Origin of the sequence: Erwinia persicina NBRC 102418 (assembly GCF_001571305.1) — a bacterium.
Lineage (GTDB): Bacteria > Pseudomonadota > Gammaproteobacteria > Enterobacterales > Enterobacteriaceae > Erwinia > Erwinia persicina.
In genome coordinates this window covers 647,479-662,012 of record NZ_BCTN01000001.1, presented here as the reverse complement: position 1 = coordinate 662,012, position 14,534 = coordinate 647,479, and the positions used below count along the sequence as shown (strand labels likewise).

Here is a 14,534-nt window from a genome sequence, read left to right as displayed (position 1 = left end):
ATGAAATGGAATCAGTCAGACAGAAAAGTTATTACCATTATAGTAATTACAGGTATTGTGCTTTACGCCATTTACAAAGGCTTGCAGTTCCTGGCAGGCGTCAGTATGGGGGCCAGTTTTGGTGTTGGGCTGGGTGGGATGAGTGGAACTCAAAAGGTAGAAGAGTCACGAAAATTTGAAACCGATGCCCCATCTCAAATTATTTATCGTATAGATAAAAATCGATACCTGACACTGGAGAACTACATCGCTTGTGATAAGGGTGGGCAGGTTTATTACAATGACTCTCAGCGGGGAATAAAAACCCAGTTGGGATGGGATACGGATTTTTATGATTTCTCATATCGGCGGGGTAATAATATTTCGGCTTATCAGGGGACCATTATTAATGGCGCAGACAATGGTTACCTGGCATTTCCAGGCGCTTCTACCAGACAATATTGTGGCAGTGGTCGTTCAGAAACAGGTTGCCCTGTGTTTTTCTTCTTTTCAGCGGATTATGGGAAAACCTTTATATATAAAATTGTGGCTAAGGAATACAGCACCCCTGCACGTTTTAGTCAGCTTAAAGTTGTAGTGGCGAATGATGGGGTTTATTTAAGGGATGAGTCAAAGGATGAGCCTTTATATGATAACTACAGACGATCTTACGATGATATTTCAAGGGTTGTTCACTATAGCTATGATTCCGGAGCGTTAATTAATGATTATGATGTTTGGAATAAGAAGATTAGTGATTTAGTGAAAAAAGAGCTTTTGAGAAAAAAAGTTCCTTATGCTGAGTTGTATAGCTCACGGTTTGACATTTATTCATATGCTCGTGCACTTAAACCGGCCCTATCGGATGACGATGTTAATAATATGGTCGATGAACTTAGCGATATCATATCTGATGTGGAGAAAAGCTTTTATAAGAACAAGATCACATTTCCTTCATTGTTGGATTTTAGTGTTAATGATCAGTATCAATGTAATGTAAGTAATAAAGCAACATATGCTACCTATGTTTCTAATAATGGCAAGAAAGAGGTGATTAAAGTTGACTAGTAAGATTGAGCCTGTTCGGGAGCTTGAGTGTCAGTTTGATGACAATGGACATCCTTCATGGTCTTCTTTTCCCTCACATAAAAACTGCCAGATTAGAGGCGGGTGTGATCTACCACCACACTTGCCCGGGATTATTATTTTAGTGCATGGTGTAAACTCTACGGGAGAATGGTTCAAAAATTCTGAAGATAATTTATGTTCCGGATTAAATAAACGTTTAGGACTTAGTGACTCATGTTATGCCATTAAACCAAAGAGTTACGATAGTGATGAAAAAATAGCGTATGAACCGCTAGTCGAACGGACCATTCCACTGACACGAAAAGAAGAGAGAGACTCTCCTGTTATTCGATTTTATTGGGGATACTCATCAGTTAAAGGTGAAGAGGATAAGTATATTATTCCTTTGGCGAATAGACAGGGTGTTGATTATCACCAACTAAAAAGAGATGGGATGCCTCACGACATTATTTTGAAGCAAGGGCCATTTTTTTGGGGCGGTGGACCATTCCAAAACGGTACAAATAATCTGCACTCTTTATGGAGTGAAAAAGGGTTTAAAGAGAGAGTCGCAGGTTTCAAAGTTCAGTGGTTTAATGAAGACAAAGATCGCCTTTTAACCAATGCCCCACCGCGAAAATATTACTCGCATGCGGCAAAACGTCTTGCGGATCTTGTCGACAGTATTCGTGACAAATATCCCAAAGATACGGTTACCATTATTTCTCACAGTCAGGGAACGATGGTAGCAATGGCTGCGGTCGCGATTGCTGGGCAAGCACCTGATGCACTGTTTGTGCTTAATTCCCCTTATGCACTGGATCACAACGATCTCAATGGCGCCTCGCTTCCTGCTGAAGAATGTATTTCTCCTGAAGGGCGGCAGAGCACATTATCTGCGATCGTTGACAAGGTTGCTTCCAGAAAAAATCACCTGTCATCACTCGGCTATGAGGGGCTTTGCGTAGGTCAGACAGCAGATAAAAAAAACTGGCGACCTGATGTTTCTATTACTGGTGAAAATAGCGCCAGTCTTGCCGAACGAGATAACCATGGGCGCACATATATCTACTTTTGTCCTCATGACCGTGTTATGGGGTCACGCCCGCTACGTTCAATCGGCTGGCAAGGATTACCCAATGATTCTCAGGGGCAACCCCATCCTTTACTGAAAAAACATCAGGGAAATTTATTTCAGCGCATGCTTGCACGCAGTACACCCTGTGGCGATGCACCTAATCCCGAAACACCATTCACAAAATTGCCGGATGGAAAACCGTTCTGGGATGATAAAGGTGACAAGTATCAAAGCAGCAGTTTCACCTATCCGGACCCTCCTGAATGGCAAACGGTTTTTATTAATGCTGAAAAAGTCCCTGAACCTATATATGCGGAAAAATTAGCTGATTTTGATGTATCACGAGTGGGAATGGAACATGACGCCAGGCAAATAGATGGCTGGGGAGAGGTCAACCCGGATAAAAAAATTAAAAACGACAATACCTATGACAATTACATCAATTTATACCCCAATCAGGATATTGTGATTGGCTTTAAAAACGTGGGTACGGAAGCGGAACCCCGAATGGTTCCCATAACCCGTAAAGAAACTTTTGAAGAAAAAGATCTTCGCCTGCGAACGTATGTTTCTCAGCCAACGGATCATAGCACTCTGCCAATGCATGCAGAGTTCATGTCGCAGGTGGTTGCATATGATTTACCTATTGGGTATTGCGATGCTACCTGGGATAAGGCATTTATGGCCGATTTACGACGAAAAGCGGACTGGGTGCAGGGTGAGGATCCTTATCTCTTCAGTGGAATGCCCGACAAAGTGCCTGAACCTGACTTAATTAGCCGAGATACGGTCACTGATGAATTTAATAAAGCGCAAAGTAATCTTCCTGCTTACAGAGCTGTAAATAAGGCATAAATATATTTTACTGATTTGGCGTGCTTTATAAAGTTAAATGAAATATTTAATTATAAAGAAGGGAATGGAAAGTGGGGAAAAACGTTGTTGTTTTAGGAGATGCCACTACACATGGCGGTAAAGTCACATCAGCCTCATCCAGTTTCGATATTTCAGGGAAGAATGCTGCTCTTTTAAACGATACAGTATCTTGCCCTGAGCACGGCACAAATAAAATTATTGAGTGCGATATTTCTGCGTATGAAGAAAATGGCCGAGGGATCGTTTTGCATAACTGTAAAACACAGTGCGGGGCGAGCCTTATCGCAAGCATGCAGGATATGGAGGTTGGCTGATGGGATGGTCTCTGCCGGAGGTGACTGAAAAAGAACAGGCACCGGTCTGGTCGCCGTGGGTTTGTCTGCTGATTATTATCCTGGGTCTTTTCATTGGGTTGCTTGTAGCAGTGTTGAAATCACCATCAACAGGGTTACCTTCGTTGAGCAGCGGGTACTGGTTACCACTGACGGCTAGGACATTTGCAGGCATTTTTGCAGCTATTGCTATCTACAGCTTCTGGTGGGAAACGCTGGCAATTGGTGTCTGGAACTGGAATGAATGGTGCCGTAACACACGTCTGAAGTGGCGCTTACGTGCGCACCAACATCACGTCATTCTTAGCCATGTTTTTATCGCTGCCGATACGGGCTTGTTGTCTCGCCTTGCACATACACAGGGAGGAGATAGCGCGGACACGCCGCCTTTAACGTTGTTGCCGGATGCCGCCATCACGCCCGGCATTTCACGTTTTGAGCAGCTACTTCGTCATCTTATTGCTCAGATAACACCTTCGATTCGGCGGCGATATCCTTCTGGCCTGCTCCAGATTATTGTTCTGACCAATGGCAGCGACAAAGATCGTGAATCTCAGTCTTTCCATCGTATCTGGACAGCAGGATCCCACCCCTGGAAAGTCGAGATTCATTTTCAGGACGCAGACTCATCCTTTGATGAATGGAATAAATTTGTCGGGTCCTCAAAGAGAGCAATACTAGTTCTAGCGATGCACTACCGCCAGCCCGACGATGTTCTGCAGGAATTTGCCACTGCGTTATTTTTGATTCCCCCGTCAATGCTGAATCCTGGTGAACAAAAAAGTACCTTACGGTTATTCCGGGCAATGCCGCTGAATACCAGTGCGCTCACAGCTGAACTCTGTGAGTTGCGCGATATGGCTGACCTTCCTGCAGGTAAAAAACATCTTGTCTGGTACAGCGGGTTGTCAGATGCACCGCGGCAGTCAATGAACAGAGTACTAAACGACCTTTCGATCTCACTTTATGACGGTATTGGCACTGGTGGCGTCATTGATTATGACACTGCATGCGCCCGCTATGGCTGTCTTGCCAGTTGGGCCATGGTGGGGGCTGCCGCTGAAATGGCCGAATATGGACCCGCCTGCCAGTGGTTGTTGCTGGAAGACGAACATGATGCATGGGCTGTTACGCTTGGAAATGCCGCTCCCGTGGTTGGGCAAGATCATTTCGTTATCCCGCCCCCCTTTCCCGGGGGCTCTATTCTGATGGCATTGCTGCTTAATATCGGACTGTACAGCCAGATAAGTCGCTATTTCCCTTCAATGGCATTTTCTTGGTCGGGGATCACTCTCTTGTTGTTGTCACTGGTTGTAACATTACCCGGGATCGCCTTTTTGCTGCGACGTGTTACAGCCCGTCTCCAGCGCCCCTTATTTATTAGGGCTGCACGACAGTCCGGAAAGGAATAACCGGCATGAAAAAGTCCTCAAATCTCCTAGGGGTGGGACTCCTGATCCTGCTCGTTCTGCTTCTGGTGCTCTTTGCTCTGGCACAGACAACGCAGTCACCATCCGGAGGCGATGAAAATATGTTCTGGTACGTGGTGGCATTCTTTGTAGCCCTGACTGCGCTGTTGTGCACCCTTATCTTCTTTACGTTGTCCCGACAAAAAAATCCGTCTCCTATCACGCATGACGACGAGATCAACAAAAATGAAGAGCAAACGACGGATCCATATGATTTTTCAGCGCTTAATAAATATCTCAGAAGACGTTACTCTCTGTTCTGGCGCCGCAAGGTCCGTCTGCTGCTGATCACCGGCGACGAAGCCGCCATCGAACAGCTGATCCCTGGCCTGCAGGAAAGTCAGTGGCTTGAAGGCAACCGTACCGTGCTGATTTACGGCGGCAGCCTGGCAGCAGAGCCCGATCGCGAAAAATATACTGCGCTGCGCAAACTGCGCCGGGGTCGTCCACTGGACGGAATTGTCCGCGTATTACCGGAGTCGCTTAACCTGACACCACAAATCAGCGACAACGATTTACGCGGTCTGGAAAAAATCAGCGAGCTGCTGCGTTATTCCGCCCCTGTCTGGCTGTGGCAGCTGTGCGGCAGCGCCTGGTCACAGGCGACGCGCCCGGAGCAGGGTGTGGGGGCAGGCTTTCCGCTACGGGCCACAGCCGGTGATATTACCCGCCAGCTTGAGCTGATGCTGCCGGCCCTGCGGGCGCAGGGGGTGAGTCAGGTCGCAGAGAACAACCGCCACGACTTCCTGCTGCGTCTGGGTCAGCACCTCAAAGATGGCGGGATCGCCCGCTGGACGCAGCAACTGGTACCATGGCTGTCTGTCTCACAGCAACGCGTTCCGCTGCGAGGCCTGATGTTCAGCCTGCCGGAGAATCAACCCGCCGCTATCGCAGGAGAAACAGCCGGTGCTGCACCTGCCGACGCTGAGAAATATATCCCCGAACCACACCGCCATGCGCTGCCCCTGCCCGCCACCTGGCAGGGTATCGTTGACGACTGCACCCGGCTACGAGGCCGCCGTGTCGGTATGGCGTGGGAGCAGACGCTGGCCTGGGCTCTGATGGCCATTATCGGGGTCTGGGGGGCGGGAACGCTGCTGTCGTTTGCGCTGAACTACGGACAGATTTCTTCTGTGGCTGCAAAAGCACGAAACCTGGTGGAGCATCCCGCTGTTTCCGATAGTCAGCTCACGGCCCTGCACATCCTGCGTAATGATGCCGGTCGGCTGCAGCACCGTATTCAGGATGGGGCCCCCTGGTATCAGCGCTTCGGTCTGGATCATAACCGGCAGCTGCTCGCTGCGGTGCTGCCCTGGTATGGCGTGGTGAATAACCGCCTGATCCGCGACCCGGCCAGTGCGGCCCTGACGCAGAAGCTCAGCGCGCTGGCAGGCTCTGCACCCAACAGTGACCGGCGGGCACAGCTGGCGAAGCCGGGCTATAACCAGCTGAAAGCCTGGCTGATGATGGCCCGTCCGGATAAGGCCGACGGCGCGTTTTACGCGCAGACCATGAAAAGCGTGCAGCCAGCGCGCACGGGTATCTCAACCGGCCTGTGGCAAAGTCTTGCGCCGGATTTATGGGCGTTTTATATCTCACAGCTGCCGCACCAGCCGCAGTGGAAAATTACACCGGATGTCTCGCTGGTCAGCCAGAGCCGCCAGGTGCTGCTGCAGCAGATTGGCCGCCGTAACGCGGAAAGCACCCTGTATGAAAATATGCTCAAATCCGTGCGTCGTAACTTTGCCGACGTGTCTCTGGAAGACATGACCGGCGGCACCGATGCCCGCCGTCTTTTTACCTCCGGGGCTGTGGTACCGGGCATGTTCACCCGCCAGGCCTGGGAAGGCGGCATTCAGCAGGCGATCGAAAAAGCGGCGAACTCCCGCCGGGACGAAATTGACTGGGTGCTGAGCAACAGCCGAAAAGCCGTCTCCTCAGACCTGTCGTCGGAAGCGCTGAAAGCACGTCTGACGCAGCGTTACTTCACCGACTTTGCCGGCAGCTGGCTGAGCTTCCTCAACAGTCTGCGGCTTAACCCGGCAAAGAATATTGCAGACGTCACCGACCAGCTGACGCTGATGAGTGATGTCCGCCAGTCGCCGCTGATTGCCCTGCTGAATACTCTCGCCTGGCAGGGGCAGACCGGCCAGCAGAGCGAAGGCCTTTCGGACTCCATCATCAAATCGGCTAAAGACCTGGTCGGTGGAAAAGACAGACCGGCGATTGACCCGTCCGCGTCAGGCCCGCAGGGGCCACTGGATGAAACCTTTGGCCCCCTGCTGCAGCTTCTGGGCAAAAATAAGGGGCGTAACGTCATGTCGGCGGATAACTCTCTGAGCCTGCAGACCTATCTGACCCGCATCACCCGCGTGCGCCTGCGCCTGCAGCAGGTGGCGGGCGGCTCCGATCCGCAGGCGATGATGCAGACCCTGGCCCAGACGGTATTCCAGGGCAAAAGCGTGGATCTGACCGATACCCAGCAGTACGGCAGCCTGATGTCGGCAAGCCTTGGCGAAGAGTGGAGTGGCTTTGGCAACACGATGTTTGTGCAGCCGCTGACTCAGGCCTGGGAGACCGTGCTTCAGCCATCGGCAGCCAGTCTGAATGACAAATGGAGCCGCTCGGTCACGACGAACTGGCACACGGCCTTTGACGGACGCTTCCCGTTTGCTGCGGGTAAGAGCGATGCGTCCCTGCCGATGCTGGCCGAGTTTATCCGTAAGGACAGCGGGCGTATTGAACGCTTCCTGACCACGGAACTCAGCGGGGTGCTGCACAAGGAGGGCAGCCAGTGGGTGCCGGATAAGGTCAACAGCCAGGGGCTGAGCTTTAACCCGGCGTTTCTGCGGGCCATCAATCAGCTGAGCCAGCTGTCGGACATTCTGTTTACCGACGGCAGCCAGGGCATCAGCTTTGAACTGCAGGCGCGTCCGGTAGCGCAGGTGGTCGAGACTCAGCTGACCATTGACGGACAAAAGCTGCACTACTTTAACCAGATGGCCGACTGGCAGTCCTTCCGCTGGCCGGGAGACACGTTTAAGCCGGGGACGCTGCTCACCTGGACGTCAACCAGCGCAGGCGCACGCCTGTTCGGGGACTACAGCGGCACCTGGGGCTTTATACGCTGGCTGGATCAGGGCAGGCGCCAGCAGCTTGACCGCAGCCAGTGGATGATGAGCTTTAGCGCCCCGGATGGTCGCACCCTGCAGTGGGTGCTGCGCTCACAGCTGGGAAAAGGCCCGCTGGCGCTGCTGGATCTGCGCGGATTCACGCTGCCGGATCAGATATTCAGCGTCGACAGCGAGGCGGCGGCGCAGGCGCTGATGGCCAACGCCGCAAACCGTGATACAGACGGGATGGAATAACGGGGAGTTTGCATCACCCACCCTCATCACTGTCAGGCTGCTGTGCATGAAAGCCGTACGCAGCGAAACCGATACCTCACGGCTTCAGCCTGAGATGGATTTGCTGCTGTCCGGTCTGATTGCGCCCGACCCGGCAAGCCGTTCGGTGCTTCGCGGGAAGTGACACGTGGCATACCTTTAAAACACAATTACTCAGGTTCTTATGGATGATTTAACCTTACGTTATTATGACGCTGAAATGCGCTACCTGCTGGAAGCCGGCGAAGAGTTTGCCCGCGCTCATCCCGAGCAGGCGGCAATGCTCAATCTCGATAAAGCGGGCGCGCGCGACCCGTTCGTGGAGCGCCTGTTCGAAGGCTTTGCCTTCATGATGGGGCGGCTGCGCGAGAAGCTTGACGATGATTTGCCGGAGCTCACCGAAGGGCTGGTCAGCCTGTTGTTGCCGCATTACCTGCGCACCATTCCATCGATGTCGGTGGTGGAGTTCACCCCTGACTGGCGCGAAATGAAAGAGCATATGCGTATTGTTAAAGGTTTTGAGGTGCTCTCGCGGCCGATCGGTGAGAAGGGGACGCGCTGCCGCTACACCACCACCAAAGAGATAACCCTTCAGCCGCTGTCGCTGGAGTACGCCCGCCTGTCGACCGATCCTGACGGACGTTCGGTCATTAGCCTGCGCATCAGCTGCAGCCCTCTTGCCGACTGGAGCCGTGTCGATCTCAGTCAGATTCCGTTCTATTTCAACGCCGATGCCCCACTGGCCTGCGCCATGCACGAAGCCTTCACCATGAACACGGCCCGCCTCTGGCTGCGGATGCCGGGTGACGTGGACAGAAGACCGCTGGACGGGTATTTCACCGCACTGGGATTGGGCGATGACGACGGCCTGTGGCCGAAAGGGGACAGCAGCTTCAGCGGTTATCAGCTGCTGCTGGAGTACTTCACCTTCCGCGAGAAATTTATGTTTACGGGCCTGCGCGGGCTGGAAACGGTGATGTTTCCGGCTGAGCTCCCCTGGTTCGACATCGACGTGGTGCTGGCAGAGCGCTGGGAGCATGACTTCAGCTTTACTGAAAAGCATCTGCGCCTGAACTGCGTGCCGGTGATTAACCTGTTCCCGCTGGAATCTGACCCGCTGACGCTCAATTCTCTGCAGACCGAATACATGCTGCGCCCGATGCGCGTGCAGGATGGCCATACCGAGATTTACGCGGTGGATTCGGTGCAGTCATCGAGCCAGCATACCTACGTGCCATTCTCAAGCTTCCGCCACAAGGGGGGGATGATGCGCCATGAAGCACCGGAATATTACTACCACACCCGCGTGCGTCGCGGCCCGTCCGGGCTGCATAACACCTGGCTTATCCTCGGTGGTGAAGCGTTTGACAACCACACGGTGCCGCAGGACGAAAGCCTGTCCCTGACGCTCACGGGTACCAACGGCCAGCTGCCACGCCGTGCGCTGCAGAGCACCGTACTCGATACGGTAATGAAAACGACCTCGGCCAGTATCGCCGTGCGTAACCTGTGTGCGCCAACGCTGCCCTGTTATCCTCCGGCGCAGGACCGTTTCCACTGGCGCGTGCTGAGCCACCTCGGCAGCGGATTCCTGTCCATGATGGACAACGCTGACGTGCTGCGCGGAACCCTGGCGCTGTACGAGTGGACCGACAGTGAGATGAACCGCCGACGCCTGGAAGCCATTATCGACGTGAAGCACGGTGAAACCGAGCGCTTTGAGCAGGGCTACCTGGTGCGCGGCGTGCAGATTGAAGTGACGCTGGACAGTCACGGTTTTGCCGGGCGCGGGGACATCTGTCTGTTTGGCGAGATGCTGAGTCGCTTCTTCGCGCTGTACACCGACATCTATCTGTTTAACCGCCTGATTATCATCCTGCAACCGACCGGAGAGCGCCTGGAATGGGAAGAGAAGCACAACCGCCGCATCCCCGGCTGACCCCGCGGCTGGAAGCCGATCTGCACCGCATTAACTTTTACCGTTTATGCCAGCTGCTGGAGAAGCGGGATCCGGGCAGGCCACTGATGGGGTCGACCAGTCATCCCGCCGACGACCCGGTGCGGTTTGCCCCGCATCCGGGGATGGGGTTTCCGGCCAGTGAACTGAAGGCCGTCGAGTACGATGAGGACGATGACAGTAAACCACCGGTCATCCGCGCCACGTTTATGGGGATGTACGGCGTGGATTCGCCGCTGCCGACCGCCTATCTTGATGACATCACCCGGCGCCGGGAGGGGCACGAAGCCCTGCAGGACTTTCTGGATATCTTCAGCCACCGCATCCTGACGCAGTTCTATCGCATCTGGCGGAAATACTCGTATCCGGCCACGTTTGAGCCGGGCGGTAGCGATACTATCTCGCAGTCACTGCTGGGCCTGGTGGGGCTGGGCATTCCCGGTACGGCAGAACATATCGCCACGCCGGTGTCGCGCTTTCTGGCGCTGCTTGGCGTACTGCGCCAGCCGGGCAAAACCCAGGAGGGGATGCAGGCACTGGTGAGCCTGCTGGCACCCGATACCAGAGTACAGGTGAGTCCTTACTGCCTGCGGCCTGTAGAGATTGCTCAGCCCCTGGGCTTCTGCGGCGATGATGACTTTCTGCTGGACGGCAATACGCCGCTGGGCGACGAGGCGATGGATGCCAACAGCCAGCTGCTGGTTGCGCTGTCCAGCGATAACGAACAGGAGTCGCAGGGCTGGAAACCTGACGGCCTGCTGTATCAGGACTTTCTGGTGATGCTGCGGGTCTGGCTCGGCTGGCGCTTTAAGGCAAAAATCACCCTGACCACCCGGACCCGCCTGCTGGCCGCTCCGCCGCTCGGCGAGGGCCCATTCTGGCTTGGGATGAACGGCGTGCTGGGCGCGGAAGACGAAGACCTCCCGGACGATTTCCCGCAGACCTTTACAACGGAACTGGGCTATTACACCGGCCTGCAGCCCGCAACACCACAACAAGGAAACCGACGTGTTACGTACAAGCTTGACTAAATCCACGCGCTGGCTGTTACCCGTGCTGGCCATCGCACTTACCGGTTGCGGACTGACGCAAAGCGTCAGCGATGGCACCCAGTCGGCCTTTCGCGCGGTGTTTTATAAAAAGATTAAGGTGCTTCATCTGGATTTCACCGCACGCGAGGCCCTCAATACCGACGCGCGCGAGAACCACTCCTTGTCTGAGTCGGTGGTGGTACGAATTTATCAGCTCAAAGACATTAAAACCTTTAACAGAAGCGTCTATCAGCAATTGTTGCATGAGGGAGAAACGACGCCTGGCGCGGATTTACTGGCCACTCGCGATGTCGTGGTGAAGCCGGGGGGCGATGTGTCGCTGGATATGCCCATGGAAAGCGATGCGAAATATGTGGCGGTTGTGGGGCTGTTCCGTCATCCGGATACGCTGAAAAACAGCTGGAAGCTGACGATTGACCGTGAAGCGCTCGATGCTGACAAGGCGCGGGTGATTGAAGCCAGGGATAACCAGCTGCTGTTGTTACCGCTTAAGGATCAATAAAGCCTCATCCCCCTAACGCACCCCCGCGGTATGAAATGCTTTACGGCAACTACAGCGGCGGACTGGGTTTGCATCACGTCCGCGCCTCAACAGGCCATGACAGACTCTCGCCATTGTTAAGCTGATGAGGGTTTTCATGTGTTTTAGCGTCTTTAACGGGAATGTCAGATGTGAGTGATTTATCTGGTTATCAGGGATTTTTAGACTTTCTGGAACGTGCCGGGAAGGGTAAATGGTGTCCCCTGCAGGAATCGAACCTGCAACTAGCCCTTAGGAGGGGCTCGTTATATCCATTTAACTAAGGGGACAGCGGCGCGCAGTATAGCGCAATTCATGCCGCAGATTAACCACTTACCGCGCTGACTGCGCGATTAACCATCAATTGTCCTGTTCTGCGGCCTCTTTTTTCTGCTGGCGCTTCGCTTCGGCTTCCGCTTTGGCTTTGTTGCTCATATCGTTGCGAATCTGCGCATGGCTGATCAGCGCGAAGATAAAGGTACCGCCAATAATATTGCCTGCCAGCGTCGGCAGGGCAAACGGCCAGATAAACTCCTGCCACGGAATATCGCCGTTAAACACCAGATAGAAGATCTCGACCGAGCCCACCACGATATGCGCCAGGTCGCCCAGCGCCACCAGCCAGGTCATCAGGATAATGATCCAGATTTTTGCCGCACCCGCTGAGGGGAACATCCACACCATGGTGGCAATGATCCAGCCGGACACCACCGCGTTGGCAAACATTTCGCCGGGAGTATTCTCCATCACTTTCTGACTGATGGTGACAAAGGCACCGCGAACGGCGTCGTCGAAAATCGGCATATGGTTAAAGGCCAGCGCGGCCAGCGCCGTGCCGATCAGGTTACCGAGCAGCACCAGGCCCCACAGGCGCATCAGCAGCAGCACGTTACTGCCGCTGGGTTTGTGCATCACCGGCAGAACGGCGGTCACGGTGTTTTCGGTAAACAGCTGCTGGCGCGCCATAATGACGATGATAAAGCCAAAGGTGTAGCCCAGGTTCTCCAGCAAAAAGCCGCCGGGGACATCATGCAGATTCACCTGGAAGATCCCTTTCGCCATCAGCGAGGCTCCCATCGACAGCCCGGCGGCGATGGCGGAAAACAGCAGCGCCAGTCCGTCACGCTCCAGCTCCTTCTCCCCCTCCTGACGTATCTGCTCGTGAACGGCGGCAGCGCGGGAGGGAAGGGCATCTTCATCCACCTCAATCTCCTCACCCTGTTCGCTTTCCTCACTTTCTACCTGGTTTTCATTATCGTTTTGTGTGGTTTTCATCATCGTTCCCGAAAAAATAGTTATCCCCTAAGCGTAGCGGGTATTTGCTGATGTGATGTCAGGTCACCCTGTTTAAGATTAAGAGTAACAAAGCTTTAACCACAGGCTACAATCGTTTAAAAAGCCGCCATTTCAGGGGGTTTTAAGGGGGTAGACGGCCACAGACCGGGCCTGGTCAGCTTAGGCAGACACACTCTTTGTGGTACTATCCCGCCATTAAATTTAACACTATGCGATTTTCCTCTCATGCTGGCAGCCCAAAATCTGACATGTGTTCGCGATGAGCGAACGCTCTTTAGCGATCTCAGTTTTACCGTTAAAGCCGGCGATATGGTGCAGGTGGAAGGGGAAAACGGCGCGGGCAAAAGCTCCCTGTTACGCATTCTGACCGGTCTCAGCCAGCCCGAGCAGGGGGCCGTGCTCTGGCAACAGCGCAACATCCGCCAGCAGCGCGACGCGTTTTACGCCAGCCTGCTCTACATTGGCCATCTGCCGGGGGTAAAAGCCGTACTGACCCCGCTTGAAAACCTCCGTTTCTGGTATCCGCACGCGTCGCAGGACGAACTCTGGCAGGCGCTGGAGCAGGTCGACCTCACCGGCTATGAAGACGTAGCCGTTGCCCGGCTGTCGGCCGGTCAGCAGCGGCGCGTGGCGCTGGCCCGGCTGTGGCTGTCCCGTGCTCCCCTGTGGATCCTCGACGAGCCGTTAACCGCTATCGATCAATCCGGTGTGGAAACGCTGATGTCACTGTTTATACAGCATGCCGGGCAGGGCGGGGCGGTGATCCTGACCACGCATCAGGCGCTTCCTGCGGCGGCGGTCAGCCTCAGCCGCATTCGCCTGACGTCAGGCGGGGCCGTCTGATGCTGTGGCCGGTCATGAAGCGGGAGCTGCGCATCGCGTTTCGCAGCGGGGCGGAAATCGTTAACCCTCTGTGGTTCTTTCTGATTGTCATCACCCTGTTTCCTTTAGGGATCGGGCCGGAGCCTGAGCTGCTGGCGCGGATTGCGCCCGGCATTATCTGGGTGGCGGCGCTGCTTTCGTCCCTGCTGGCGCTGGAGCGTCTGTTCCGTGACGATTTTCTCGACGGATCGCTGGAACAGCTGCTGCTGCTGCCCACGCCGCTGCCGCTGACGGTGCTCGGTAAGGTTGCCGCCCACTGGATGGTCACCGGCCTGCCGTTGCTGATCCTCTCGCCGCTGGTGGCGCTGCTGCTGTCGCTGGATTTTACCACCTGGCGTGCGGTGGCGCTGACGCTGCTGCTGGGGACGCCCACGCTCAGTCTGCTGGGGGCGATTGGCGTCGGGTTGACCGTCGGGCTGCGTCGGGGCGGAGTATTACTGAGTTTACTGGTGCTGCCGCTGGCCGTGCCGGTTGTCATTTTTGCCAGTGGGGCGATTGAAGCGGCCAGCCAGGGGCTGCCGGTTGATGGTTATCTGGCCCTGCTGGGCGCCCTGCTGGCCGGCAGTGCGACGCTGGCACCTTTTGCCACGGCGGCGGCACTACGAGTAAGCGTACACTAACCGGCTGATAAGACAGAAT

Annotated in this window: 11 protein-coding genes and 1 tRNA gene; 10 read left to right on the top strand and 2 right to left on the bottom strand. The window is 54.6% G+C overall.

Annotated features, from left to right (window positions below; translation table 11 throughout):
• From EPE01S_RS02835 to tssJ, 8 genes are all read left to right on the top strand, one after another.
• Entirely contained in the window at positions 1-1,047 is a 1,047-nt protein-coding gene (locus tag EPE01S_RS02835) for a T6SS immunity protein Tli3 family protein (RefSeq protein WP_062743042.1), read from the top strand.
• Positions 1,040-2,980, top strand: coding sequence for a T6SS effector phospholipase Tle3 domain-containing protein (locus tag EPE01S_RS02830; RefSeq protein ID WP_062743041.1), 1,941 nt, complete (start codon positions 1,040-1,042; stop codon positions 2,978-2,980). The genes EPE01S_RS02835 and EPE01S_RS02830 overlap by 8 nt, the downstream gene beginning before the upstream one ends.
• Positions 2,981-3,051: 71 nt before the next feature.
• Positions 3,052-3,315: a PAAR domain-containing protein gene (locus tag EPE01S_RS22715; protein WP_072277382.1), complete on the top strand. Its 264-nt coding sequence runs from the start codon at positions 3,052-3,054 to the stop codon at positions 3,313-3,315.
• Positions 3,315-4,745: a KPHS_23130 family T6SS system protein gene (locus EPE01S_RS02825; RefSeq protein WP_062743040.1), complete on the top strand. Its 1,431-nt coding sequence runs from the start codon at positions 3,315-3,317 to the stop codon at positions 4,743-4,745. The genes EPE01S_RS22715 and EPE01S_RS02825 overlap by 1 nt, the downstream gene beginning before the upstream one ends.
• Before the next feature lie 5 nt (positions 4,746-4,750).
• A complete protein-coding gene (locus EPE01S_RS02820) occupies positions 4,751-8,170 on the top strand; it encodes an ImcF-related family protein (RefSeq protein WP_062743039.1) in 3,420 nt (1,139 codons plus the stop codon).
• Positions 8,171-8,372: 202 nt separating this feature from the next.
• A complete protein-coding gene (tssF, locus tag EPE01S_RS02815) occupies positions 8,373-10,127 on the top strand; it encodes a type VI secretion system baseplate subunit TssF (protein ID WP_062743038.1) in 1,755 nt (584 codons plus the stop codon).
• On the top strand, positions 10,091-11,176 hold the full coding sequence (tssG, locus tag EPE01S_RS02810; protein ID WP_062743037.1) for a type VI secretion system baseplate subunit TssG: 1,086 nt from the start codon (positions 10,091-10,093) through the stop codon (positions 11,174-11,176). Before tssF ends, tssG begins: the two co-directional genes overlap by 37 nt.
• Entirely contained in the window at positions 11,154-11,699 is a 546-nt protein-coding gene (gene tssJ, locus EPE01S_RS02805) for a type VI secretion system lipoprotein TssJ (protein WP_062743036.1), read from the top strand. The genes tssG and tssJ overlap by 23 nt, the downstream gene beginning before the upstream one ends.
• 233 nt (positions 11,700-11,932) lie before the next feature.
• On the opposite strand, the gene EPE01S_RS02800 is transcribed toward tssJ, so the two are convergent.
• Both EPE01S_RS02800 and EPE01S_RS02795 read right to left on the bottom strand, forming a co-directional pair.
• Positions 11,933-12,007, bottom strand: a tRNA-Arg gene (locus EPE01S_RS02800).
• Positions 12,008-12,077: 70 nt separating this feature from the next.
• The gene (locus EPE01S_RS02795) at positions 12,078-12,992 is read right to left on the bottom strand and encodes a formate/nitrite transporter family protein (protein ID WP_062743035.1); all 915 of its coding nucleotides are present in this window, start codon (positions 12,990-12,992) and stop codon (positions 12,078-12,080) included.
• Between the two features lie 246 nt (positions 12,993-13,238).
• Here EPE01S_RS02795 and ccmA point away from each other — a divergent pair, with 246 nt between their 5' ends.
• Together ccmA and ccmB are read left to right on the top strand one after the other, a co-directional pair.
• Positions 13,239-13,856, top strand: coding sequence for a cytochrome c biogenesis heme-transporting ATPase CcmA (ccmA, locus tag EPE01S_RS02790; RefSeq protein WP_062743034.1), 618 nt, complete (start codon positions 13,239-13,241; stop codon positions 13,854-13,856).
• A complete protein-coding gene (ccmB, locus tag EPE01S_RS02785) occupies positions 13,856-14,515 on the top strand; it encodes a heme exporter protein CcmB (protein WP_062743033.1) in 660 nt (219 codons plus the stop codon). The genes ccmA and ccmB overlap by 1 nt, the downstream gene beginning before the upstream one ends.
• Positions 14,516-14,534: the final 19 nt, after the last annotated feature.

What these genes read in the sequence shown, in the direction of transcription:
- EPE01S_RS02835 (WP_062743042.1), top strand. Translation starts at nt 1, where the DNA reads ATGAAATGGAATCAGTCAGACAGAAAAGTTATTACCATTATAGTAATT.
- EPE01S_RS02825 (WP_062743040.1), top strand. Translation starts at nt 3,315, where the DNA reads ATGGGATGGTCTCTGCCGGAGGTGACTGAAAAAGAACAGGCACCGGTC.
- EPE01S_RS02820 (WP_062743039.1), top strand. Translation starts at nt 4,751, where the DNA reads ATGAAAAAGTCCTCAAATCTCCTAGGGGTGGGACTCCTGATCCTGCTC.
- tssF (WP_062743038.1), top strand. Translation starts at nt 8,373, where the DNA reads ATGGATGATTTAACCTTACGTTATTATGACGCTGAAATGCGCTACCTG.
- tssG (WP_062743037.1), top strand. Translation starts at nt 10,091, where the DNA reads ATGGGAAGAGAAGCACAACCGCCGCATCCCCGGCTGACCCCGCGGCTG.
- EPE01S_RS02795 (WP_062743035.1), bottom strand. Translation starts at nt 12,992, where the DNA reads ATGAAAACCACACAAAACGATAATGAAAACCAGGTAGAAAGTGAGGAA.
- ccmA (WP_062743034.1), top strand. Translation starts at nt 13,239, where the DNA reads ATGCTGGCAGCCCAAAATCTGACATGTGTTCGCGATGAGCGAACGCTC.
- ccmB (WP_062743033.1), top strand. Translation starts at nt 13,856, where the DNA reads ATGCTGTGGCCGGTCATGAAGCGGGAGCTGCGCATCGCGTTTCGCAGC.